Source organism: Algoriphagus namhaensis (assembly GCF_042649705.1).
Classification (GTDB): Bacteria; Bacteroidota; Bacteroidia; order Cytophagales; family Cyclobacteriaceae; genus Algoriphagus; species Algoriphagus namhaensis.
In genome coordinates, this window is sequence record NZ_JBHRZS010000006.1 from 84,403 (window position 1) to 107,399 (window position 22,997).

Genomic DNA, 22,997 nt, shown 5'->3' on the forward strand with positions numbered 1-22,997 from the left:
CTTAATTTGCCTTTTCGTTTGTTTCTACTTCATCAGCGGTAACCTCTGCAGTGTTGAACGCGTCAACGACTAGAGTTACATGATTAGATCTTTTACGGATTCTATGTCCACGACCTTGAGGAGCAGGTCTCAATCTCTTGAGCATTCTACCACCATCTACCATGATCGTCTTGATATACAAATCAGCTTCTTCCAGCTTTTCGTCTGGATTTTTTGCTTGCCAATTGGCGACTGCTGAAAGCAACAATTTCTCAAGTTTTGCGGCTCCGTGATTTGGAGTGAACTTAAGGATGCTCAGGGCCTGACCAACTCTTTTTCCTCTTACTAAGTCTGCAACAAGGCGCATCTTACGAGTAGAGGTAGGAACATTATTTAATCTTGCTACTGCTTCCATGATTATCTCTTTCCTTTATCTTTTTTAGCAATGTGCCCTCTGAAATTACGAGTAGGAGCAAATTCACCTAGCTTGTGACCAACCATGTTGTCTGTAACAAATACTGGAATGAATTTATTTCCATTATGCACAGCGAAGGTATGTCCTACGAAATCTGGAGAAATCATGGATCTTCTTGACCAAGTCTTGATGACAGATTTCTTGCCAGACTCGTTCATCACATCCACCTTCTTCACCAAATGATGCTCGATATAAGGACCTTTTTTTAATGAACGTGCCATAATTATTTAGATCTTTTGCTAATGATGAATTTGTTTGAATACTTTTTAGGCGATCTGGTCTTTTTACCTTTAGCCAAAACTCCTGTTCTGGATCTTGGGTGACCACCAGACGAACGACCTTCACCACCACCCATTGGGTGATCGACAGGGTTCATCGCCACACCTCTTACTCGAGGCCTAGCTCCTAGCCATCTTTTTCTACCGGCTTTTCCAAGAACTACGTTCATGTGATCACCGTTAGAAACAGTACCTACAGTACCAAGACACGCTCCCAATACCAATCTCATCTCTCCGGATGGAAGTTTGATTGTGACATATTTCCCTTCACGAGCTACGATCTGGGCATAACCACCTGCACTTCTCACCATCGCACCACCTTTTCCTGGCTTCAACTCCACATTGTGTACAATTGTACCCAAAGGAATATTCATCAATGGCATAGCATTGCCTAATTCAGGCGCTACTTGCTCACCAGAAATCACCGTTTGCCCTACTTGCAAACCTTCTGGGGCGATAATATAGGCTTTAGCTCCGTCAGCATAATATAGTAGAGCTAGTCGCGCTGTTCTATTTGGATCATACTCGATCGCCTTTACGGTAGCCGGTACGCCAAATTTGTTTCTCTTGAAGTCTACGATACGTAGTCTTCGCTTATGACCTCCACCGATATTTCGCTGGGTCATTTTGCCTTGATTATTTCTACCTCCTGATTTCTTCAAAGGAGCAAGAAGAGACTTCTCTGGGGTCGACTTGGTAATCTCGTCGAACGCTGGAGCGACTCTAAATCTCGTTCCTGGAGTTACAGGATTCATTTTTTTAATTGCCATGATACTGATTCAATTAAACTTCTCCGTAAAAATCGATTACATCTCCTTCAGCTACTTGTACCATTGCCTTCTTGAAGGAATTGGTAAAGCCTGATACGATTTGGCTCTTGGAATATCTCGTTTTGCTTTTGGCAGCGTAACGCATGGTTCTGATAGAAACCACTTTAACTCCGTAAGTCTTTTCTACAGCATTCTTGATTTCAGGCTTCTTTGCGGTTTTTTCCACAATGAATCCATAAACTCCTTTTTCGTTCATGGCTGAAACCTTCTCTGTAATTATGGGCTGCTTTAGAATATCCATTGTCTTATTTCGATAAAATGGTTTCCAACATGCTTACAGATCCTTCGCACAACACAAGCTGGTCGGCATGAAGTACCTGATAAGTATTTACATCATTCACAGTCACTACCTTGGACTTAGCTAAATTCCTGCTAGATAGGTATACATTCATGTTTGCCTCTGGCAATACCACGAGTGTCTTCTTGTCACCAAGAGCCAATCCATTAAGTAAGTTCACGTAGTTCTTTGTCTTTGGAGAATCAAAAGATAGATTCTCAAGAACGGTTAGGCTTTCCTCTTTCACTTTGTAAGAAAGTGCAGACTTACGAGCCAACTGCTTTACTTTTTTATTCAATTTGAAAGAATAGTTTCTTGGTCTTGGACCAAATACTCTTCCTCCTCCTCTAAATAACGGGGACTTAATAGATCCAGCTCTGGCACTACCTGTACCTTTTTGCTTTTTGATCTTCTTAGTAGACCCTGCAATTTCGTTTCTCTCTTTAGACTTATGAGTTCCTTGTCTTTGATTAGCCAAGTACTGCTTTACGTCTAAGTATATCGCGTGATCGTTTGGTTCGATCCCGAAGATGTCTTCTGAAAGAGTCACCTTTCTTCCGGTATCTTCTCCTTTATGATTGATTACTGCTAATTCCATGGCTTATTTCTCTAGAATTACATAAGAATTTTTTGGCCCAGGTACTGATCCAGAAACCAATAGAAGGTTTTTTTCTGGATAGATTTTCAACACTCGAAGGTTGATCACCTTTACTCTGTCGCCACCAGTTCTTCCTGCCATTCGCATTCCTTTGAATACTCTAGATGGCCAAGAACATGCACCAATCGAACCTGGGTGTCTCTGTCTGTTGTGCTGACCGTGAGTTTGACCACCCACACCACCAAAACCGTGACGCTTAACTACACCCTGGAATCCTTTACCTTTTGAAGTACCGATAGCATCGACGAAGTCACCTTCTACGAACACTTCTTCGGACTTCACAGTAGCCCCTAGATTTACCTGGCCTTCAAACTCAACCCGGAAATCTCTGAACTCAACAACTTTGTGCTTTGGAGTGGTACCAGCCTTTTTGAAGTGGCCGATCAATGGCTTAGGCGTATTCTTTTCTTTACGCTCACCAAATCCAAGTTGCACAGCACTGTACCCGTCTGTTTCAACGTTTTTTACTTGCGTCACTACGCAAGGACCAGCTTCTATTAGCGTGCATGCGACATTACGTCCATCGGCACTAAAAATGCTAGTCATTCCTACTTTTTTTCCAATAATACCAGACATCTATATAAGATATTTTGATAATTCCCAAGTGATTATCAGCTTGGGCCCTTTTTAAGGACTGCAAAGTTACTGAAATAAAATTCTGTAACAAACTCCGATTCGTTTATTTTCAGAGGTTTGCAGGCTTTTTATAATCAACCGATAAAATTTTTCACCGATTACTAATCAATACTCTCTTTTATGCTCTTCAAAGAAAAAGACCTGAGTAAAAACCCAGGTCTTTTTTTGATCGTTTCAGGTGAAATCAAACTTTGATTTCTACATCTACACCACTAGGAAGCTCGATCTTCATCAAGGCATCCACAGTCTTAGAGCTGTTGGAATAAATATCAACTAGTCTCTTGTAAGTACAAAGTTGATACTGATCTCTGGCCTTCTTGTTCACGTGAGGTGACTTCAAGACCGTAAATTTCTCCTTTTTTGTAGGCAAGGGAATTGGTCCCACCACTACTGCTCCTGTAGACTTTACAGCTTTTACGATTTTCTCTGATGACTTATCCACCAGGCTGTGATCGTATGATTTTAGTTTTATTCTGATTTTCTGATTCATCTCGATATTAGATTAGGCCTTTTGCCCTTTTACATTCGCAATTACAGTTTCTGCAATATTGTTTGGAACCGTAGCATAATGAGAGAATGTCAATGATGCTGTCGCTCTTCCTGAAGTGATTGTTCTCAAATCAGTGATATATCCAAACAATTCTGATAAAGGCACATCAGCCTTCACTACCGAAGAAGTTCCTTTGGTATCCATACCTTTCATCAGACCACGTCGTCTGTTCAAGTCACCTGTGATCGGACCTGTGTATTCGTCAGGAGTCACTACGTCTACAGCCATGATTGGCTCTAGAAGTTGTGGGCTACACTTACGAGCTGCTTCTTTGAAGCCAAGTCTTGCTGCTAATTCGAAGGAAAGAGCATCTGAATCGACGTCATGGAAGGAACCGTGGAACAATCTTACTTTCATTGAATCAATTGGATATCCTGCCAAAGGTCCATTGTGCATGGCTTCAGCAAAACCTTTCTGAATAGAAGGGATAAATTCTTTTGGAATTACACCACCAACGATTCCGTTTACGAAATCCAATCCTGGCTTAATCTCGCCTGTCTCTGGATCTGGGTCTTTTGGACCGATCTCAAATACGATATCGGCAAATTTACCTTTACCACCAGTTTGCTTCTTGTAAACCTCTTTGTGCTCGATACTTCCGAAAAGAGCTTCTTTGTAAGCAACCTGAGGCGCACCTTGGTTGATCTCTACTTTAAATTCTCTCTTAAGACGATCGATGATAATATCTAGGTGAAGCTCACCCATACCTCTCAAGATAGTCTGACCAGTTTCATGATCTGTATTTACTTGAAGTGTAGGATCTTCTTCTACCAATTTTGCGATAGCCATACCGAGTTTATCAACATCGGCCTGAGTTTTAGGCTCAATAGCGTATCCAATTACTGGCTCTGGGAATATCATAGACTCCAATACCACTTTACGCTGTTCGTGGCAAAGGGTATCACCAGTCTTGATGTCTTTGAAACCAACCACTGCACCAATATCTCCTGCTCTAAGCGAATCGATTTGGTTTTGCTTGTTGGCGTGCATCTGGAATACTCGGGAAATTCTTTCTTTGTTACCAGATCGGCTATTGTACACGTATGATCCAGACTCCAATACACCAGAGTATGCTCTTACGAAGCAAAGTCTACCTACGAATGGATCCGTTGCGATCTTAAATGCTAGTCCTGCAAATGGCTCATCTTCATCTGGTGAGATTCTTACGTCAACATCTTCGTCATCTAGCTCTTTTGCGATGATATCATCTTTATCAAGAGGAGAAGGAAGAAGCTCCATCACAAGGTCAAGCATAGTCTGCACACCCTTATTCTTGAATGAAGATCCACATACCATAGGTACAATCTTCATATCGATAGTAGCTTTTCTCAAAGCGTTAAGAATTTCAGCTTCTGAGATAGAATTCGGATCATCAAAGAATTTCTCCATCAATGACTCATCGTAATCAGCAACTGCTTCAAGCAAATGCTCTCTCCACTGCTCTACTTCTTCTGTCATGTCTTCAGGTATAGCAACTTCCTCGAAAGTCATTCCCATATCTTCTTCATTCCAGACGATAGCTCTGTTGTTGATCAAGTCAACTACGCCTTTAAATTTATCTTCTGCACCGATTGGCAACTGCAATGGAACTGCATAGCTTCCTAGCATTTCCTTCACTTGCTTACAAACCTCAAGGAAGTTTGCGCCAGCACGGTCCATCTTATTCACGAATCCGATTCGTGCAACTTTATAATTATCAGCTAATCGCCAGTTAGTTTCAGACTGTGGCTCAACACCATCCACAGCACTAAATAGGAAAACTAGACCATCCAATACTCTTAAGGAGCGGTTTACCTCTACGGTAAAATCCACGTGACCTGGAGTATCGATGATATTAATTTGGTACTTCTGATCTCTGTAGTTCCAGAAAACGGTAGTCGCAGCAGAAGTAATCGTGATTCCTCTTTCCTGCTCCTGTGCCATCCAGTCCATCGTAGCAGCACCATCGTGCACCTCACCGATTTTATGGGAAACTCCAGAATAAAAAAGAATACGCTCGGTAGTGGTGGTCTTACCCGCATCAATGTGGGCAGCAATACCGATGTTTCTTGTGTATTTTAAATCTCTCTTCGCCATCCTAATTAAAATCTAAAGTGTGAGAATGCTTTATTCGCTTCGGCCATTCTATGAGTATCGTCCTTCTTCTTCACTGCAGCACCTTCACCTTTGGCACCTGCGATGATCTCACCTGCAAGGCGATCCATCATAGTCTTCTCTCCTCTTTTTCTAGCATAAAGGATCATCCATTTGATACCCAATGCCATTTTTCTTTCTGGCCGAACTTCCATTGGAACCTGGAATGTAGCACCACCAACTCTACGACTCTTAACCTCAACGGAAGGAGCAATATTGTTAAGCGCTTTTCTCCAAACTTCAAGACCATTCTCACCTACTTTTTCTTCAACCTTCTCTACTGCATCGTAGAAAATATTGTAAGCAATACTCTTCTTTCCATCCACCATTAGACAGTTCACAAACTTGGTTACCAAGGTATCGTTGAACTTTGGATCAGGAAGAATATATCTCTTCTTTGGTTTCGCTTTTCTCATTATTTCTAATTGTTATGAATTACTTTTTTGCTGCCTTAGGCCGCTTAGCACCATACTTAGAGCGACCTTGCTTCCGGTCTTTTACTCCTGCTGTATCTAGTGCACCTCGGATGATGTGATATCTTACACCTGGAAGATCTTTCACACGACCACCTCTGATCAATACGATCGAGTGTTCTTGCAAATTATGACCCTCTCCTGGAATGTAAGCATTCACTTCTTTTCCATTGGTCAATCTTACCCTGGCCACTTTCCGCATCGCAGAGTTTGGCTTCTTAGGGGTCGTAGTATACACTCTGGTACAAACTCCTCTACGCTGCGGACATGCATCCAGAGCTCTAGACTTCGATTTGGTTTCAAGTGTGGTTCTACCTTTTCTTACTAACTGTTGAATAGTAGGCATTAACTGATAAAATTTAGTTTTCCCGTAAACTGTTAAATTTTGGACTGCAAAGGTAAACAAAGAAATAAGACGAACAAAATTAAGAAGTTATATTTCTTTTAGGCTTCACCTGGGGCCCCAAAGCTCAAGGGGAAATGAGGAGTCTCTCCAGACTGACTGATTTTCCCGAAAGCTTTTTCATACTTTTCAATATTATCACTTAAAGCTGCCAAAAGGCGCTTGGCGTGCTCTGGAGTGATAATTATTCTTGATTTGACTTTTGCCTTTGGTACTCCTGGCATTAGTCGGATAAAGTCGATCACAAACTCTGAATTGGAATGAGCGATCATCGCCAAATTTGAATACACTCCTTCGGCCACTTCTTCTGAAAGCTCTATGTTGATAGGCTGATTCGCCGGCTTTTTATTTTTTGGATCTTCCATGATTTTTAGAGATTAAAAAAAGGCCCGTACTGCTACAGGCCTTTTCATGATTAGATTAACTCGTGTTACAAAATCGCTTCGCTGGATCTTGGAGCAGAAGTTCTTTCCATACTTTCAGAAAGCTGATCGTACTCTGATTGCGAACCAATGATCATACTCTGGATACGGCGCTGACCTGTACCTGCTGGGATAAGGTGACCTACGATCACGTTCTCCTTCAGCCCGAGTAGCTCGTCTCTCTTACCACGGATTGCCGCTTCAGAAAGAACCTTAGTCGTCTCCTGGAAGGAAGCCGCTGAAATAAAGCTCTCAGTACCCAAAGACGCAGCAGTGATACCTTGAAGTGTAGGTCTTGACACCGCAGTTTCAGCATCTCTCACTTGTACAAGTTTCAAATCTTTACGCTTCAAGCTGGAGTTTTCATCACGCAATCTTCTTGCAGAGATGATCATACCAGGCTTCAATGTGGACGAGTCGCCAGCATCCATCACCACTTTCTTATCCAAAATGATGTCATTTTCCTCTCGGAATGCCCACTTATCTACCACTTGATTTTGAAGGAAACCTGTGTCGCCTGCATCAAGTATTTCCACTTTCTGCATCATTTGGCTTACGATCACTTCAATGTGCTTATCATTGATCTTCACACCTTGTAGTCGGTATACTTCCTGGATCTCATTCACAAGATACTCCTGCACCGCAGTAGGACCTTTGATGGCCAAGATATCATTTGGTGTAATCGCTCCATCAGAAAGTGCCTCACCTGCACGGATGAAGTCATTCTCTTGAACGAGGATGTGCTTGGAAAGAGATACCATGTATTTCTTTACCACTCCATCCTTAGACTCGATTAGGATCTCACGATTTCCTCGCTTAATCCCACCATAAGATACCACTCCGTCGATCTCAGATACTACCGCAGGGTTTGAAGGATTTCTCGCTTCGAATAGCTCGGTCACTCGTGGCAAACCACCTGTAATATCTCTAGTCTTACCTACCGATCTTGGGATTTTCACCAATACCTGTCCAGCTTTTACTTTTTCACCCTCTTCTACAGCAAGGTGAGCTTCCACTGGAATGTTGTATGACTTAGACTCCTCACCATAATTTACAATGATGGCAGGATTCTTTGTTCTATCTTTTGAATCAATAATTACCTTCTCACGGAATCCAGTCTGATCATCAGCCACTTCTTTAAAAGTGATTCCTTCTACGATAGATTCAAATTCGATCTTTCCATCAAATTCTGAAAGAATCACCGCATTGTATGGATCCCACTTACAAAGTGCATCACCTTTTCCGATCTTCTGTCCGTCCTTCACTGCAAGGATAGCTCCGTAAGGAACATGATTAGATACCAAAGTTTTGCCTGTTTTGGCATCATTTACTTTGATCTCACCAGATCTACCCATTACAACCATGACTTTCTCACCTTCCTTATTGGTAGATTCGATCCATCTCAGCTCGTCATCAAATTCAACTTTTCCTTCGAACTTAGCTGTAATACTCGCTTCTACGGCCATGTTGGATGCTGTACCACCTACGTGGAAAGTTCTCAAAGTAAGCTGAGTACCTGGTTCACCAATAGACTGTGCCGCAATAACCCCCACAGATTCACCTTCCTGTACCATATTACCGGTAGCTAGGTTTCGTCCATAGCACTTAGAACAAACACCTCTACGTGTTTCACAAGTCAAGACAGATCTGATTTCCACCTCATCGATAGATGAATTGTCAATTCGAGTTGCAATCTCATCTGAAATAGACTCACCAGAAGAAACGATCAATTCGTCAGTCTCTGGATCATATAGGTCGTGTACAGAAACTCGTCCTACAATTCTTTCAGACAATGGCTCTACGATCTCGTCATTGTCACGAAGTGGCTGAACGATGAGTCCTCTCAACGTACCGCAATCATCTTCGGTCACAATCATATCCTGAGCTACGTCTACCAGTCTTCTAGTCAAGTATCCCGCATCTGCAGTTTTCAATGCAGTATCGGCAAGACCCTTTCTAGCACCGTGAGTAGAGATAAAGTACTCCAATACATCCAGACCTTCTTTAAAGTTGGAAAGAATTGGGTTTTCGATGATTTCACCTACAGAACCTTGAAGGTTTTTCTGTGGCTTTGCCATCAAGCCTCTCATACCACCCAACTGACGAATCTGCTCTCGAGAACCTCTAGCTCCGGAGTGCATCATCATGTAGATCGCATTAAAGCCTTGCTTATCCTCTTCCATCTGCTTCATTAGATTATTCGTCAAATGAGAGTTGGTACGAGTCCAGATATCAATTACCTGATTATATCTTTCATTATCCGTGATCAGACCCATTAAATAGTTGTTCCATACTTGGTCAACTTCTTCTTTGGCCTTTGCGATCATCGGCTCTTTTTCTTCAGGAATAATTACATCATTCAATCCCATGGATAGACCGCCTTTGTAAGCCATCTGGAATCCAAGGTTTTTGATATCATCCAAGAATTGCGCTGTTCGGGCGATTCCACAAACTTTGACTACTTGAGCAATAATCTGCTGTAGTTTTTTCTTTGTCAAAAGTTCATTTACAAACCCTACTTCTTCTGGTACAAACTGATTGAAGATCAATCGGCCTGCCACAGTTTCGATAATTTGGGACTTAATCTCACCATCTTCAGATCTCACGTTCACCTTGCACTTGATATTCGCATGCTGTGAAATCGCTCCTTCATTTAGTGCAATAATTACCTCTTCTTGGCTGTAGAAAGTCATTCCTTCACCAGGCACAGGCTCTTCTTTGGTGGATTTCTTTCCTTTGGTTACATAATAGAGACCCAAAACCATGTCTTGAGAAGGTACCGTAATCGGTGCTCCGTTAGCAGGGTTTAGGATGTTATGTGAGGAAAGCATCAAAGTTGAAGCTTCCAAGATTGCCTCATGGCCAAGTGGTACGTGAACCGCCATCTGGTCACCGTCAAAGTCGGCGTTGAATGCAGTACATACCAATGGGTGCAACTGGATTGCTTTTCCTTCAATCAATTTTGGCTGGAAAGCCTGAATACCCAATCTGTGCAAAGTAGGAGCACGGTTCAAAAGAACTGGATGTCCCTTCAGTACATTTTCAAGAATATCCCAAACCACTGGATCCTTGCGATCGACGATTTTCTTTGCAGACTTTACAGTCTTAACAATTCCTCTCTCGATCAACTTACGGATGATAAATGGCTTGAACAGCTCAGCTGCCATATTTTTAGGAAGACCACACTCGTGAAGCTTCAATTCTGGACCTACTACGATTACCGAACGACCGGAGTAATCCACACGCTTACCAAGCAAATTTTGACGGAATCGACCTTGCTTACCTTTCAACATATCTGAAAGGGACTTCAAGGCACGGTTTCCATCGGATCTTACCGCATTAACTTTTCTTGAGTTATCAAACAAAGAATCAACCGCCTCCTGAAGCATTCTCTTCTCGTTTCTCAAAATCACCTCTGGTGCCTTGATATCGATCAGTCGCTTCAGACGATTATTTCTGATGATTACTCTTCTATAAAGATCATTCAAATCAGAAGTTGCAAATCTACCTCCATCCAATGGAACTAGAGGACGCAATTCTGGTGGGATGACTGGAACCATTCGTACCACCATCCACTCAGGACGGTTTTCGATACGAGTTCTAGCATCTCTGAATGCTTCTACAACTTTCAGTCTTTTCAAGGCCTCAGCCTTTCTCTGCTGAGAAGTATCCGTAGCAGCTTGGTGTCTCAAAGAGTAAGAAAGATCATCTAGATCGATTCTTGCCAAGAGCATTTCAAGAGCTTCAGCACCCATCTTAGCGATAAACTTATTTGGATCGTCATCATCAAGTTGATGATTTTCCTTAGGAAGCTTATCCATGATATCTAGGTATTCATCTTCGGTAAGGAAATCCAAATATTGAACCCCTTCCTCAGCCTTGATACCTGGCTGCACTACCGCATATCGCTCATAGTACACAATTTGATCAAGCTTTTTGGTCGGAAGACCCAAAAGATATCCGATTTTATTCGGAAGAGATTTGAAGTACCAAATATGAGCCACTGGCACCACCAATTCGATGTGTCCCATTCGCTCTCTTCGTACTTTTTTCTCCGTCACCTCTACACCGCAGCGATCACAGATGATCCCTTTGTAGCGAATACGCTTGTATTTACCACAATGACATTCCCAATCCTTTACAGGGCCAAAAATACGCTCACAGAACAAACCGCCCATTTCTGGTTTGTAGGTTCTGTAGTTGATCGTTTCTGGCTGGGTCACCTCACCATTTGAGCTATCCAGAATAGATTCTGGAGAGGCCAAACTAATGGTCACCCTTGAAAAGTCATTGTTGAGTTTTTTATTTTTTCTAAACGCCATAGTTTTTGAAAGATATGTGTAGGGCCCCGAAAGGCCCAATGAGCCAAATTAATCTAATGTAATCTCAAGAGCCAATCCTCTTAGTTCATGAACCAGTACATTGAAGGATTCAGGAATATTTGGCTTTGGCAGGTTTTCACCTTTCACGATAGCTTCATAAGCTTTCGCTCGTCCAATTACATCATCAGATTTTACCGTCAGAATCTCTTGTAGTACGTGAGAAGCACCAAATGCCTCTAGCGCCCACACTTCCATCTCTCCGAATCGCTGACCACCAAATTGAGCTTTACCTCCAAGTGGCTGCTGCGTAATCAAAGAATATGGTCCAATAGATCTTGCGTGCATCTTGTCATCTACCAAGTGACCTAGCTTCAACATGTAGGCAATACCTACTGTCACTGGCTGATCAAATCGCTGTCCAGACAAACCGTCATAAAGATACGTACGCCCGAAAGCAGGAAGGCCAGCTAACTCAAGTTCATGAGCAACTTCTTCCATGGTGGCTCCATCGAAGATCGGAGTGGCATATTTCTTACCCATTTTCTGACCAGCCCAAGCAAGGACTGTCTCAAAAATCTGTCCGATGTTCATTCGAGATGGTACACCTAGTGGGTTCAATACGATATCCATTGGTGTTCCGTCTTCGAGGAATGGCATATCTTCGTCACGTACGATTCGGGCTACGATACCCTTATTTCCGTGGCGACCAGCCATCTTATCACCTACTTTAAGCTTACGCTTTTTCGCTACGTACACCTTGGCTAGCTGCACAATTCCGGCCGGAAGCTCATCACCCACTTCTAGGGTAAATCGATCACGCTTGAATAGTCCGCTGATTTCATTTCTTGAATTGGTATAATTCTTCACCAATTTCACAATAAGCTCATTGGTATAAGCATCATTAGTCCAGTCGTCAAGAATGATGTCAGAAATTAAGTTTGCCTCTTCTGGTACGTTATAATTACTTTCGTCTCGGTAAGGGTTCTTAGCAGGGAACAAGTTGTTTTCAATGTTTTTAGCATTGAACTTGGTACCCTTGCTGATGATCTCATCTCCAAACTTGTGCTTCACTCCTAGAGAAGTTTTTCCATCAAGAATAGTGACAAGTTTATTGATCATTCTAGCTCTGATAGCCAAAAGATCCTTCCCGTATTTAGCTTTCAGTTTTTCAACTTCAGCCTTTGATTTTGCTCTGTGATCCTTATCCTTCTTAGGTCTTGAGAAAAGCTTGGTTTCGATTACTACGCCATTCAAGGAAGGAGAAGCTTTCAAGGAAGCATCCTTTACGTCACCAGCTTTATCACCAAAGATCGCACGAAGAAGTTTTTCTTCAGGAGTTGGGTCTGTTTCACCTTTTGGAGTAATCTTACCAATGATGATATCACCTTCTTTGATCTCAGCTCCTACACGAATAATTCCATTCTCGTCCAAGTGCTTCACAGCCTCCTCGGAAACGTTTGGAATTTCAGAAGTCAATTCCTCTTCTCCTCTCTTCGTATCACGAACCTCCAATTGGAATTCTTCAACGTGGATAGACGTGAAGATGTCTTCCCGTACTACACGCTCAGAGATTACAATCGCATCCTCAAAGTTATATCCTTGCCAAGGCATATAGGCCACTTTCAGGTTTTTACCCAAAGCAAGTTCTCCTTCGTTGGTTGAATATCCTTCTACAAGCACCTGACCTTTGACTACTTTCTGACCCTTCAATACAAGAGGAGTCAAATTAATAGTCGTATCCTGGTTGGTTCTTCTAAACTTGATAAGATCATAAGACTTATACTCGTCGGTGAAGTTCACCAAGAGTTCGTCGTCTGTGAGATCGTATTTGATCCTGATTTTCTTAGCGTCCACATAGTCTACTACACCATTTGCTTCCGCAATAATCAATGATCGAGAATCTACTGCCGCTTTGGCCTCAAGGCCTGTACCTACGATCGGAGCCTCTGCTTTCAACAAAGGAACAGCTTGACGCTGCATGTTAGATCCCATCAATGCTCGGTTAGCATCATCGTGCTCGAGGAAGGGTATCAAAGAAGCTGCAACAGAAACAATCTGGTTTGGCGCAACGTCCATGTAGCTGATCTCATTTGGATCCAATACAGGGAAGTCACCTTCAAATCTCGCCTTCACTTTTTCATTGATAAACTTACCTGCGTCATCCAAGGGGGCATTGGCCTGAGCAATGTTATGATCATCCTCTTCTTCTGCAGTTAAGAAGACCATATCTTCTTGCTTCATGCTAACTTTTCCACCCTTTACCTTTCGGTAAGGAGTTTCCAAGAAGCCCATAGAGTTGACCTTGGCATGTACACACAAAGAAGAAATCAAACCAATGTTTGGTCCTTCAGGAGTCTCAATGGTACAAAGTCTTCCATAGTGCGTGTAGTGAACGTCACGAACCTCGAATCCAGCTCGCTCTCTAGAAAGACCACCAGGCCCAAGGGCAGAAAGTCTTCTTTTGTGCGTGAGCTCAGCAAGTGGATTGGTTTGATCCATAAACTGAGAAAGCTGGTTGGTGCCAAAGAAGGAGTTGATCACTGAAGAAAGTGTTCTAGCATTGATCAAATCTACCGGCTTGAAGTCCTCATTATCGCGGACGTTCATTCGCTCACGAATGGTTCTCGCCATTCTTGCAAGACCAACACCGAACTGGCTGTAAAGCTGCTCACCTACTGTTCTTACACGTCTATTGCTCAAGTGATCAATATCATCAACTACCGCCTTGGAATTGATCAATCCGATCAAATACTTTACGATAGAAATAATATCATCCTTAGTCAAGACGATTTTTTCAGCTTCGATATCAAGACCGAGCTTTTTGTTAATTCTATATCGTCCTACTTCTCCAAGATCGTATCTCTTATCGGAGAAGAACAGGCTATTAATCACCTCACGAGCTGTAGACTCATCAGGCGCTTCAGTATTTCTTAGTTGTCTGTAGATTACCTCTACTGCTTCTTTTTCAGAATTTGAATTATCTTTCTGAAGAGTATTATAGATAATAGAATAGTCAGCGATATTCACATCTTCTCTGTGCAGGATGATGCTCTTCGCTCCAGAATCCAAAATCAAATCCGCATCTTCAGAGGTCAAGACGGTATCTCTTTCTAGGAGTACCTCATTCCGATCAATAGAAACTACCTCTCCAGTATCCTCATCCACGAAATCCTCTACCCAAGTTCTCAAAACACGAGCAGCTAGTTTTCTACCTGCTACTTTCTTCAAGCCAGCCTTGGTCGCCTTCACTTCTTCAGACAGACCAAATAGATCGAGGATATCTTTATCAGATCCATATCCAATAGCTCTTAGCAAAGTGGTTACTGGGAATTTCTTCTTACGATCGATATAGGCATACATGACATTATTGATGTCAGTCGCAAATTCAATCCAGGAACCTTTGAAAGGAATAATTCTAGCAGAATAAAGCTTCGTACCGTTGGTATGCTTACTCTGCGCGAAGAATACACCTGGAGATCTATGTAGCTGGGACACGATCACTCGCTCCGCTCCATTGATCACAAAAGAGCCCTTCTCAGTCATGTATGGGAGGTTACCCAAAAAGACTTCTTGTTCGATGGTCTCAAAATCTTCATTGTCCTCATCATGGCAAAGCAATCTCAATTTTGCTTTAAGAGGGACGGAGTAGGTCAATCCGCGGTCGATGCACTCGCCCACGCTATATTTCGGAGGATCTACAGCATAGTCGATAAACTCCAACGTGAAATTCTCGCGAGAATCACTAATTGGGAAGTTTTCAGAAAATACTTTAAATAATCCATCCGCCCGGCGTTTTTCGGCAGGAGTATCCAATTGGAAAAAATCCTTGAAGGATTGCAATTGAATATCTAAGAAATCCGGATAGTCTTTGACCACCTTAATGGAGGAGAAACTTTTCCTTTCGGGTTGATTCTTGATAGCCAAGGTAGTTTGTGTTTATAGTGAAATAAATTATTGGAATGCTGCAAACACAGCTCAATATAATGCAATTTTTGACCTGTGCATAAACAGGAAAAGACCTGACTTAAAAGTCAGGTCTTAAGGGTTAAACCAGGACCTAATGCCGCTGGTCTAACAAATTATTTGATCTCTACTTCAGCTCCAGCCTCTTCTAAAGATTTCTTTAAACCTTCAGCTTCGTCCTTAGCAACACCTTCTTTAAGTGCCTTTGGTGCAGAGTCAACTAGGTCTTTTGCATCTTTCAATCCAAGACCAGTCAATTCCTTAACAAGTTTCACTACAGCAAGTTTAGAAGCACCAGCTGACTTCAAGATCACATCAAAAGATGTCTTCTCTTCAGCAGCTTCACCAGCGTCACCGCCAGCAGCACCACCAGCTACTACTACAGCACCAGCTGCAGCAGGCTCAATACCATACTGATCCTTAAGGATATCTGTCAATTCTTTAACTTCTTTTACAGTCAAGTTTACCAACTGATCTGCAAGTTGTGTAAGATCTGCCATCGTCTTATTATTTAAAATTTTGTTTTTTTATTGATTTGATAATTAGTTTCCTTCTCTTTCTTCAAGAGTTTTCAAAACACCAGAGATGTTGTTTTGACCGCTCTGCAAAGCAGAGAGAAGATTCATAGCAGGAGACTGTAGTAAGCCAACAAGCTCGCTGAGTAGCTCCTCCTTAGATTTCAAGTTAGAAAGCATAGTGAGGTTTTCCTCACCAAGGATGATGTCCGTATCGATAGCTGCTCCTTTAAAAACAGGTCTTACTTCTTTCTTTCCTCTTTTCTTTCTGAATTCCAACAATACTTTTGCTGGAAGATTATTAGTTTCTTTCGAAAACATGATTCCAGAAAATCCTTTAAGCGCACCTTCAGTGAGTTCTGAATAGTCTGCGTCCAAATTTTCTAGCGCCTTGCTGATCAAGGTGTTTTTGTACACTTTGTACTCAACGCCTTTCTCAAAACACATTCTTCTAAAAGAATTCACAGTAGCAACATCGAATCCTGAAGCATCAGTGATATAGAAGAAGGGGTTCTCTTTAAACTTCTCGGTGAGACCGTCGATGATCTGTTTCTTTTCTTCTCTAGTCATGATTATATACCTTGAATGCTTCCCTTATCCAACTTGATGCCCGGAGACATTGTACTGGAAATGTTAATACTCTTGAAATACGTTCCTTTAGCTGAGGAAGGCTTCAACTTAGAAATGGTGGATATAAGCTCTTGTGCGTTTTCACGAATTTTCTCAGGAGAGAAAGAAACTTTACCAATGCTCGCATGAATAATTCCAAACTTATCTACTTTGAAATCAATCTTACCAGCTTTCACTTCTTGTACAGCCTTTGCTACATCCATTGTAACTGTTCCAGCCTTAGGGTTTGGCATCAAACCTCTCGGTCCCAATACCCTACCTAATCTACCTACTTTTGCCATGACGTTAGGCATAGTGATGATGACATCAATGTCAGTCCATCCACCTTCAATCTTAGCAATGTAGTCATCTAATCCAACGTGATCTGCACCAGCCTCTTTGGCCTCTTCAGCTTTGTCAGGAGTGCAAAGAACCAATACTTTGACATCTTTACCCGTACCGTGTGGAAGTGCTACTACACCTCTTACCATTTGATCAGCCTTACGAGGATCCACACCCAAACGGATGTCCAAATCCACGGAAGCATCAAACTTCACATCAGTAATCTCCTTAACAATTGAAGAAGCTTCCTCGAGGGAGTACTCTTGACTTGGATCGTATTTAGAAAGCGCTACTTTCTGCTTTTTTGTTAACTTCGCCATCGTCTATTTTTTATACTTCCCAAGGAGCTCGTCCAGATACTTTGATACCCATGCTTCTAGCGGTTCCAGCTACCATTTTCATGGCAGATTCCACTTTGAAAGCGTTAAGGTCAGGCATTTTCACCTCGGCAATCTCTTTCACCTGATCCCAGGTGACAGATCCTACCTTCTTTCTGTTTGGTTCAGCAGAACCACTCTTGATTTTGGCTGCATCCATAAGCATTACTGCCGCAGGAGGAGTTTTTACCACAAAATCAAAAGTTTTGTCAGAATAGATAGTAACCAATACAGGAAGCACTTGACCCATTTTATCTTGGGTACGTGCATTGTACTGCTTACAGAACTCCATAATGTTCAAGCCCTTGGAACCAAGAGCAGGACCTACAGGAGGTGAAGGGTTAGCCTGGCCACCTTTCACTTGCAGTTTTAAATAACCAGTGATTTCCTTAGCCATTGCTTAATCTTGTTTTTCTACTTGTATAAAGTTTAATTCAACAGGAGTATTTCTTCCAAAGATCTTGACCATAACATTCAATTTCTTCTTCTCATCAAATATCTCCTCAATCGTCCCGGTAAACCCACTGAATGGACCGTCCATTACTTTTACGGTTTCTCCAACTATATATGGGGTATCAAGTTTCTCAGCAAACTCATCGATCTCTTCAACCTTACCTAAAATACGGTTGATTTCTGACTGACGTAATGGCTCGGGGGTTTTGGAAGCCCCCCCGGAGTTTGATCCTAAAAACCCGATTACTCCCGGAATACTTGTAATTACATGATTGGCTTCTCCATTAGAAAGATCCGCATTGACGAGAACGTACCCTGGGAAGAAATTTCTTTCCCGCACACGCTTTTTGCCATTTCGCATCTCATATACCTTCTCAGAGGGGATCAAGACTTCTGGAATAAAATCCTCAATTTTTTGCCTATTGATCTCATTGTCGAGATAGGTTTTCGTCTTTTTTTCCTGTCCTGCTACTACTCTGAGTACGTACCACTTATGTTCTGCCATTCTGTAAAAATCAATTCAATTAGAATAAATCATAAAACCAGGTCATGATATTTTCGAAGCCCAAATCAATCCCCCCTATAAATAGGGCGAAGATTAAAGATGCTACCAATACCAACACCGCACTGTTTTGCAAAAATGAATACTTAGGCCAGGTGACCTTGTTTTTCATTTCGTCGTACGCATCTAAGACAAAGTTTTTCAGATTCATAGTGTACTTACTTACTGGCACGGGCAGAGAGATTCGAACTCCCATCAACGGTTTTGGAGACCGCTATTCTGCCATTGAACTATGCCCGTGTGAATGAACGCTCCGCTAATGGGAACGCAAAATTAGGTATTGCTAGATAAAGAAACAAATGCGATCCCAAAAAAATTTGAGATCGCATCGTTTATACTAAATTATTGGAAAGTAATTAGTCAAGGATTTCAGTCACCTGACCAGCACCTACTGTACGTCCACCTTCTCTGATTGCAAAACGAAGACCGTTTTCCAAAGCGACTGGCGAAAGCAAGTTTACTTCGATAGTAACGTTATCACCTGGCATAACCATTTCAACGTTCTCTGGAAGTTTGATCTCTCCAGTTACGTCTGTAGTTCTAAGGTAGAACTGTGGTCTGTATTTGTTGAAGAATGGAGTGTGACGTCCACCTTCTTCTTTTGAAAGAACGTAAACTTCAGCCTTGAAGTGAGCGTGAGGCTTCACAGATCCTGGCTTACAGATAATCATTCCACGCTTGATTTGCGCCTTTTCAATACCTCTAAGCAATAGACCTACGTTATCACCAGCTTCTCCTCTGTCAAGAATCTTACGGAACATCTCAACACCAGTAACAGTAGACTTAAGTCCTTCCGCACCCATACCGATGATATCCACAGCTTCACCAGAGTTGATTACACCTCTTTCGATTCTACCAGTAGCAACAGTACCACGACCAGTGATCGAGAATACGTCTTCAACTGGCATCAAGAAATCCTTATCGATTGCTCTTGCTGGAGTAGGAATGAACGAATCAACTGCGTCCATCAATTCAACTACAGTGTTCACCCACTTCTCTTCACCGTTCAATGCTCCAAGAGCAGAACCAGCGATTACTGGGATATTGTCTCCGTCGAATTCGTAGAAAGAAAGAAGTTCTCTAACTTCCATCTCTACCAACTCAAGAAGTTCTGGATCGTCAACCATATCCACTTTGTTCATGAATACGACAAGTTGAGGTACACCTACCTGACGTGCAAGAAGGATGTGCTCTCTAGTCTGTGGCATTGGTCCATCAGTCGCAGCTACTACAAGGATAGCACCGTCCATTTGGGCAGCACCAGTTACCATGTTTTTAACGTAGTCAGCGTGACCTGGACAATCTACGTGAGCATAGTGTCTCGCAGCCGTAGCGTACTCTACGTGAGATGTGTTGATAGTAATACCTCTTTCTTTTTCTTCTGGAGCGTTGTCGATAGAAGAAAAGTCTCTTAGTTCAGACAGACCCTTTGAAGCCAACACCGTAGTGATAGCTGCTGTCAAAGTAGTTTTGCCATGGTCTACGTGTCCGATAGTACCGATATTCACGTGTGGCTTAGACCGGTCGAATGTTGCTTTTGCCATGCTTGAAAATCCTCAGTTTAAGTTAATGATTTGTTTATTTACTTCTTTTTGAGTCCTGTGAGCCAACGACGGGATTTGAACCCGTGACCCCTTCCTTACCAAGGAAGTACTCTACCCCTGAGCTACGTCGGCTTAAACCCGGTGCCTCATCTAAGACATCGAGCGGGAGACGAGGCTCGAACCCGCGACCTGCAGCTTGGAAGGCTGCCGCTCTACCAACTGAGCTACTCCCGCTTATAATTTACTTTACTCTTTTATTAATGCAGCTTTTCGACGTTTCGAAAATGCCATGCAAAATTAAAAAAAAATTTCGCAATGCAATAATGTGGGGGAAACAGGATTCGAACCTGTGAAGACATAAGTCAACGGATTTACAGTCCGTCCCAGTTGGCCGCTTTGGTATTCCCCCAACTAGCGCTACAGAAGCGTTTTTGAATTCACCTGTTCTCTGTAACGGATGGCAAAATTATAGCCTTTTGCCAAAGATTCAAAACATGGATTTTAATTTTACCTGCTTTTTCTACAAAAAGTTTACAATCATCTTATTTTCAAACACTTAATTTTCAAATTTTAATGAAGAAAGAAAATAATCGTAATATGCCTTCACAAAATCGTCATCCTCCTCTGAGGCAATTCGACTCATAGCCTCTACGACCTCCTCCTGATCGGCAAAACCCAATAAAGCCTGAAAGGCTCCCAAACGCTGTCCTGGTTGTGGGTCATTCTTCATCTTGCCAAGCAAAAAAGCTAAGGCTTCCTCCTTGCCCTCTTCGGGGTTCATACTGAAATATTCCCCATAATACCCCAGGAAATAATACATCCCATCCCCAGACAAAGTCTCGACCTTCTTCGTGAACCACCCTCCTTTTGCTTTAACATCATTGACCAGATAGTACTCGGCCAATGGGATGATCATGCGATAATTTGATTCTAGCTCGAATTTGGCAAGCTCTTCTTCACTAAGTTTTCGATCTGAAGAGGCTACCAAACCAGACAGAGCAGAGCCTGCAACTAAATAGGAAGGATCGTTCACAAGTAATTTAAATGTTGAATAGTATTTATCGGGCCAATTAGCCGCCAAAACATCCAAAGCAGTGGATCGAATTGAATTATTTTTGGAAGTATTCACGAGATCAAATATCTGTTCCTCCAGTTCAGGATTCTCAAGCAGCCACTCTTGTCCGCTGATAAAAGTCAAAAGCCCAGACTCCTGCACAGACTCAAAGGGATCTGATAAAGATGCTTTTAAAACTTCGAGCAAAATCCCCCTTTCATCTCCTGCTTTAAGACTGTCAAGTGCCTCATATCTTGCCACTCCAAATTGTGACTGCATAAACTGCTTTTGCCATTGCTCAGCGGTAAAGCCTGGAGACTTCAGAGCGAGTAAATGCTTCTGTTCATCAAAATAAACCTGGTCAATCGCGTCTGTATTTTCCAAGGCATACTGCTGGAATGCCCGCTCCAGCACCAAAGTTTTCACCTTGCGCTCGCCATTGACATACCAGCTGACTTCAAATGGGATTTTATAAATGGTTGTAGTATTCAAGTCCTGAGTTTGGTATACGCTGAGTAGCACATTTTCTGGTTGAGAATAATCCGCTTCGATCAGCAACTCAGGGTGCCCCTTATCTAAAAACCATTGATTGAAAAACCAATTCAAATCCCGCCCAGTCACTTCCTCAAAGGCCAATCGGAGATCGTGAACTTCCACGGATTGAAGAGCATGTTGGGTCAGATAAAGGTTTAAGCTTTCAAAAAAAGCCTCATCTCCAACGACTTTGCGAAGCATGTGCAAAATAGCTCCTCCTTTGGAATAGCTATGCGAATCAAACATGTCTTCTGAATCTGCATATTCAAATCGTATGAGATTCACCTGTTTGGTTTCTGCTTCATAGAAATAGTTTTCCGTCTCTGCCACCAATTTCAAATCGGCTACATCCTGCCCATAGTGATGTTCATTCCAAAGATATTCCGAGTAATTCGCAAAAGCCTCGTTTAAGGTTAGGTTAGACCAAGACTCAGTGGTCACATAGTCACCAAACCACTGATGAAAAAGCTCGTGCGCAATAATATAATCCCACTCCGAATCAATCGCTTCACGCTCCGTCAACTTCAACTCTTCCATAAAAATAGAAAGGGTCGTGTTTTCCATAGCTCCTGACACAAAATCTTTGACGACCAACTGATCGTATTTTGGCCATGGGTAATCCAAACCAAGTAAGTCAGAGAAAAACTCCATCATCAAGGGAGTATTTTCAAAAACTTTTTTTGCGCCAGCCTCATACCCCTTTTCTACATAGTAACCCAAAGGCACACCTTTCCACCTGTCCTCTACTTTTCCAAAGTTCCCAATCCCAACGGCTGCTAGATACGGCGCATGTGGGATATTCATTTCCCAAAAATCCTTTCTTAGCCCATTTCCAAGATTTTCTTGCTTTACCATCACTCCATTGCTGAGACTGATCATGGAATCCGGTACAGTCAAGGCAAAGGTTTGGGTAAATCGTTGATTGGGCTTGTCCACCATTGGAAACCATTTGGAATTGTGCTCGGTCTCCCCCTGTGTCCAAATCATCGTAGGCTTTGATGGAATCGTATCTAAAGGATCGATAAAATAAAGCCCCTTGGTATCGGTGATCGCAGAACTTCCAGCTGTTGGGTTTCGCTCCGGAAAGGCCTCATAGTTGATTTCTACCCAAAGCGAATCATCTCGACCTGTAGCCTCCGGCAAATAAATTTGAATGACTTTCCCATCGTATTGATAGCCTAGTTTAGAAGTACTATCCTTATTGATTAAGCTTATTCTCCCCAATTCAAAATCCTGAGCATCTAGAAAAACTTCTTTGGTTTCATAGAAATGAGGCGATATCAAAAGCTTTGCTATACCCCTAACAGATTGTTTTTGAAAATCAAAAGCCAAGTCCAAATCCACATGCAGCACTTCGATGTCCTTGGGATAGGCCTCGCGATAGTCCGAAATGGCCGCTTCCTTTTGCCGCAACAGTTTGAGGAAATTCAAAGAATCCTCAGAAGTGAATTGGTCTTCGACTGGTAATTCTATTTCAGATTCAGTCCCATCAGGATTACTTAGCTCTTGGGTTCCTTTGCAACCAAGAATTGTAAAAACCAGACCGGCGATTATCCAGAAAGCAGACTTTTGGAGAATTATCTTTGGCTTAGCAATCAATTGTATCAT

At 42.2% G+C, this 22,997-nt stretch carries 21 protein-coding genes and 4 tRNA genes; all 25 read right to left on the reverse strand.

All coding sequences use genetic code 11. The features are described 5' to 3' along the window. Window position 1 precedes the first annotated feature (1 nt). The 25 genes from rplV to ACFOSV_RS04175 all read right to left on the reverse strand — a co-directional run bounded on the left by rplV (window position 2) and on the right by ACFOSV_RS04175 (window position 22,997). On the reverse strand, window positions 2-394 hold the full coding sequence (rplV, locus tag ACFOSV_RS04055; RefSeq protein WP_377903664.1) for a 50S ribosomal protein L22: 393 nt from the start codon (window positions 392-394) through the stop codon (window positions 2-4). A 2-nt stretch (window positions 395-396) separates the two neighbouring features. Beyond that, window positions 397-675 (reverse strand): 30S ribosomal protein S19, encoded by a 279-nt coding sequence (gene rpsS / locus ACFOSV_RS04060; RefSeq protein ID WP_074226879.1) that lies wholly within the window; start codon window positions 673-675, stop codon window positions 397-399. Window positions 676-677: 2 nt separating this feature from the next. After that, window positions 678-1,502 carry a 50S ribosomal protein L2 gene (gene rplB, locus ACFOSV_RS04065; RefSeq protein WP_377903667.1) on the reverse strand — a complete coding sequence of 275 codons (825 nt, stop codon included), beginning with the start codon at window positions 1,500-1,502 and terminating at the stop codon, window positions 678-680. A gap of 13 nt (window positions 1,503-1,515) precedes the next feature. Next, window positions 1,516-1,803 (reverse strand): 50S ribosomal protein L23, encoded by a 288-nt coding sequence (gene rplW, locus ACFOSV_RS04070; RefSeq protein ID WP_377903669.1) that lies wholly within the window; start codon window positions 1,801-1,803, stop codon window positions 1,516-1,518. Window positions 1,804-1,807: 4 nt separating this feature from the next. Further along, window positions 1,808-2,437 (reverse strand): 50S ribosomal protein L4, encoded by a 630-nt coding sequence (gene rplD, locus ACFOSV_RS04075; protein ID WP_377903671.1) that lies wholly within the window; start codon window positions 2,435-2,437, stop codon window positions 1,808-1,810. 3 nt (window positions 2,438-2,440) lie between these two features. Continuing rightward, window positions 2,441-3,073: a 50S ribosomal protein L3 gene (rplC, locus tag ACFOSV_RS04080; protein ID WP_377903673.1), complete on the reverse strand. Its 633-nt coding sequence runs from the start codon at window positions 3,071-3,073 to the stop codon at window positions 2,441-2,443. A 244-nt stretch (window positions 3,074-3,317) separates the two neighbouring features. Continuing rightward, window positions 3,318-3,623, reverse strand: coding sequence for a 30S ribosomal protein S10 (rpsJ, locus tag ACFOSV_RS04085; RefSeq protein WP_290001741.1), 306 nt, complete (start codon window positions 3,621-3,623; stop codon window positions 3,318-3,320). 12 nt (window positions 3,624-3,635) lie between these two features. After that, window positions 3,636-5,759 (reverse strand): elongation factor G, encoded by a 2,124-nt coding sequence (gene fusA, locus ACFOSV_RS04090; RefSeq protein ID WP_377903675.1) that lies wholly within the window; start codon window positions 5,757-5,759, stop codon window positions 3,636-3,638. A gap of 5 nt (window positions 5,760-5,764) precedes the next feature. Beyond that, the gene (rpsG, locus tag ACFOSV_RS04095; protein ID WP_377903677.1) at window positions 5,765-6,232 is read right to left on the reverse strand and encodes a 30S ribosomal protein S7; all 468 of its coding nucleotides are present in this window, start codon (window positions 6,230-6,232) and stop codon (window positions 5,765-5,767) included. Between the two features lie 19 nt (window positions 6,233-6,251). Next, on the reverse strand, window positions 6,252-6,635 hold the full coding sequence (gene rpsL / locus ACFOSV_RS04100; protein ID WP_014772291.1) for a 30S ribosomal protein S12: 384 nt from the start codon (window positions 6,633-6,635) through the stop codon (window positions 6,252-6,254). A gap of 98 nt (window positions 6,636-6,733) precedes the next feature. Next, the gene (locus tag ACFOSV_RS04105) at window positions 6,734-7,057 is read right to left on the reverse strand and encodes a DUF3467 domain-containing protein (protein WP_377903680.1); all 324 of its coding nucleotides are present in this window, start codon (window positions 7,055-7,057) and stop codon (window positions 6,734-6,736) included. A gap of 65 nt (window positions 7,058-7,122) precedes the next feature. Further along, window positions 7,123-11,436 (reverse strand): DNA-directed RNA polymerase subunit beta', encoded by a 4,314-nt coding sequence (gene rpoC, locus ACFOSV_RS04110; protein ID WP_377903682.1) that lies wholly within the window; start codon window positions 11,434-11,436, stop codon window positions 7,123-7,125. Window positions 11,437-11,484: 48 nt separating this feature from the next. Then, on the reverse strand, window positions 11,485-15,360 hold the full coding sequence (rpoB, locus tag ACFOSV_RS04115) for a DNA-directed RNA polymerase subunit beta (protein ID WP_377903684.1): 3,876 nt from the start codon (window positions 15,358-15,360) through the stop codon (window positions 11,485-11,487). A 155-nt stretch (window positions 15,361-15,515) separates the two neighbouring features. Next, a complete protein-coding gene (rplL, locus tag ACFOSV_RS04120) occupies window positions 15,516-15,899 on the reverse strand; it encodes a 50S ribosomal protein L7/L12 (protein ID WP_377903686.1) in 384 nt (127 codons plus the stop codon). Window positions 15,900-15,941: 42 nt separating this feature from the next. Continuing rightward, entirely contained in the window at window positions 15,942-16,484 is a 543-nt protein-coding gene (gene rplJ, locus ACFOSV_RS04125) for a 50S ribosomal protein L10 (protein WP_377903688.1), read from the reverse strand. Window positions 16,485-16,486: 2 nt separating this feature from the next. Further along, window positions 16,487-17,185 (reverse strand): 50S ribosomal protein L1, encoded by a 699-nt coding sequence (gene rplA / locus ACFOSV_RS04130; protein ID WP_377903690.1) that lies wholly within the window; start codon window positions 17,183-17,185, stop codon window positions 16,487-16,489. A 10-nt stretch (window positions 17,186-17,195) separates the two neighbouring features. Beyond that, window positions 17,196-17,639, reverse strand: a complete 444-nt coding sequence (gene rplK, locus ACFOSV_RS04135) for a 50S ribosomal protein L11 (protein ID WP_377903692.1) — start codon at window positions 17,637-17,639, stop codon at window positions 17,196-17,198. Between the two features lie 3 nt (window positions 17,640-17,642). Next, window positions 17,643-18,200 carry a transcription termination/antitermination protein NusG gene (nusG, locus tag ACFOSV_RS04140; protein WP_377903694.1) on the reverse strand — a complete coding sequence of 186 codons (558 nt, stop codon included), beginning with the start codon at window positions 18,198-18,200 and terminating at the stop codon, window positions 17,643-17,645. Window positions 18,201-18,219: 19 nt separating this feature from the next. Further along, window positions 18,220-18,408 carry a preprotein translocase subunit SecE gene (gene secE / locus ACFOSV_RS04145; protein ID WP_377905290.1) on the reverse strand — a complete coding sequence of 63 codons (189 nt, stop codon included), beginning with the start codon at window positions 18,406-18,408 and terminating at the stop codon, window positions 18,220-18,222. Between the two features lie 15 nt (window positions 18,409-18,423). Continuing rightward, window positions 18,424-18,497 (reverse strand) — tRNA-Trp (locus ACFOSV_RS04150). Between the two features lie 116 nt (window positions 18,498-18,613). Then, on the reverse strand, window positions 18,614-19,801 hold the full coding sequence (gene tuf, locus ACFOSV_RS04155; protein ID WP_377903696.1) for an elongation factor Tu: 1,188 nt from the start codon (window positions 19,799-19,801) through the stop codon (window positions 18,614-18,616). Between the two features lie 60 nt (window positions 19,802-19,861). Beyond that, window positions 19,862-19,933: transfer RNA gene (locus tag ACFOSV_RS04160), tRNA-Thr, on the reverse strand. Between the two features lie 29 nt (window positions 19,934-19,962). Next, window positions 19,963-20,035 (reverse strand) — tRNA-Gly (locus ACFOSV_RS04165). A 92-nt stretch (window positions 20,036-20,127) separates the two neighbouring features. Continuing rightward, window positions 20,128-20,210: transfer RNA gene (locus ACFOSV_RS04170), tRNA-Tyr, on the reverse strand. 147 nt (window positions 20,211-20,357) lie between these two features. Beyond that, a complete protein-coding gene (locus ACFOSV_RS04175) occupies window positions 20,358-22,997 on the reverse strand; it encodes a M1 family metallopeptidase (RefSeq protein ID WP_377903698.1) in 2,640 nt (879 codons plus the stop codon).

Bases quoted from the DNA above. Each gene is read 5' to 3' on its own strand.
- rplV (WP_377903664.1), bottom strand. From the start codon at position 394: ATGGAAGCAGTAGCAAGATTAAATAATGTTCCTACCTCTACTCGTAAG.
- rpsS (WP_074226879.1), bottom strand. From the start codon at position 675: ATGGCACGTTCATTAAAAAAAGGTCCTTATATCGAGCATCATTTGGTG.
- rplB (WP_377903667.1), bottom strand. From the start codon at position 1,502: ATGGCAATTAAAAAAATGAATCCTGTAACTCCAGGAACGAGATTTAGA.
- rplW (WP_377903669.1), bottom strand. From the start codon at position 1,803: ATGGATATTCTAAAGCAGCCCATAATTACAGAGAAGGTTTCAGCCATG.
- rplD (WP_377903671.1), bottom strand. From the start codon at position 2,437: ATGGAATTAGCAGTAATCAATCATAAAGGAGAAGATACCGGAAGAAAG.
- rplC (WP_377903673.1), bottom strand. From the start codon at position 3,073: ATGTCTGGTATTATTGGAAAAAAAGTAGGAATGACTAGCATTTTTAGT.
- rpsJ (WP_290001741.1), bottom strand. From the start codon at position 3,623: ATGAATCAGAAAATCAGAATAAAACTAAAATCATACGATCACAGCCTG.
- fusA (WP_377903675.1), bottom strand. From the start codon at position 5,759: ATGGCGAAGAGAGATTTAAAATACACAAGAAACATCGGTATTGCTGCC.
- rpsG (WP_377903677.1), bottom strand. From the start codon at position 6,232: ATGAGAAAAGCGAAACCAAAGAAGAGATATATTCTTCCTGATCCAAAG.
- rpsL (WP_014772291.1), bottom strand. From the start codon at position 6,635: ATGCCTACTATTCAACAGTTAGTAAGAAAAGGTAGAACCACACTTGAA.
- ACFOSV_RS04105 (WP_377903680.1), bottom strand. From the start codon at position 7,057: ATGGAAGATCCAAAAAATAAAAAGCCGGCGAATCAGCCTATCAACATA.
- rpoC (WP_377903682.1), bottom strand. From the start codon at position 11,436: ATGGCGTTTAGAAAAAATAAAAAACTCAACAATGACTTTTCAAGGGTG.
- rplL (WP_377903686.1), bottom strand. From the start codon at position 15,899: ATGGCAGATCTTACACAACTTGCAGATCAGTTGGTAAACTTGACTGTA.
- rplJ (WP_377903688.1), bottom strand. From the start codon at position 16,484: ATGACTAGAGAAGAAAAGAAACAGATCATCGACGGTCTCACCGAGAAG.
- rplA (WP_377903690.1), bottom strand. From the start codon at position 17,185: ATGGCGAAGTTAACAAAAAAGCAGAAAGTAGCGCTTTCTAAATACGAT.
- rplK (WP_377903692.1), bottom strand. From the start codon at position 17,639: ATGGCTAAGGAAATCACTGGTTATTTAAAACTGCAAGTGAAAGGTGGC.
- nusG (WP_377903694.1), bottom strand. From the start codon at position 18,200: ATGGCAGAACATAAGTGGTACGTACTCAGAGTAGTAGCAGGACAGGAA.
- secE (WP_377905290.1), bottom strand. From the start codon at position 18,408: ATGAATCTGAAAAACTTTGTCTTAGATGCGTACGACGAAATGAAAAAC.
- tuf (WP_377903696.1), bottom strand. From the start codon at position 19,801: ATGGCAAAAGCAACATTCGACCGGTCTAAGCCACACGTGAATATCGGT.
- ACFOSV_RS04175 (WP_377903698.1), bottom strand. From the start codon at position 22,997: ATGATACAATTGATTGCTAAGCCAAAGATAATTCTCCAAAAGTCTGCT.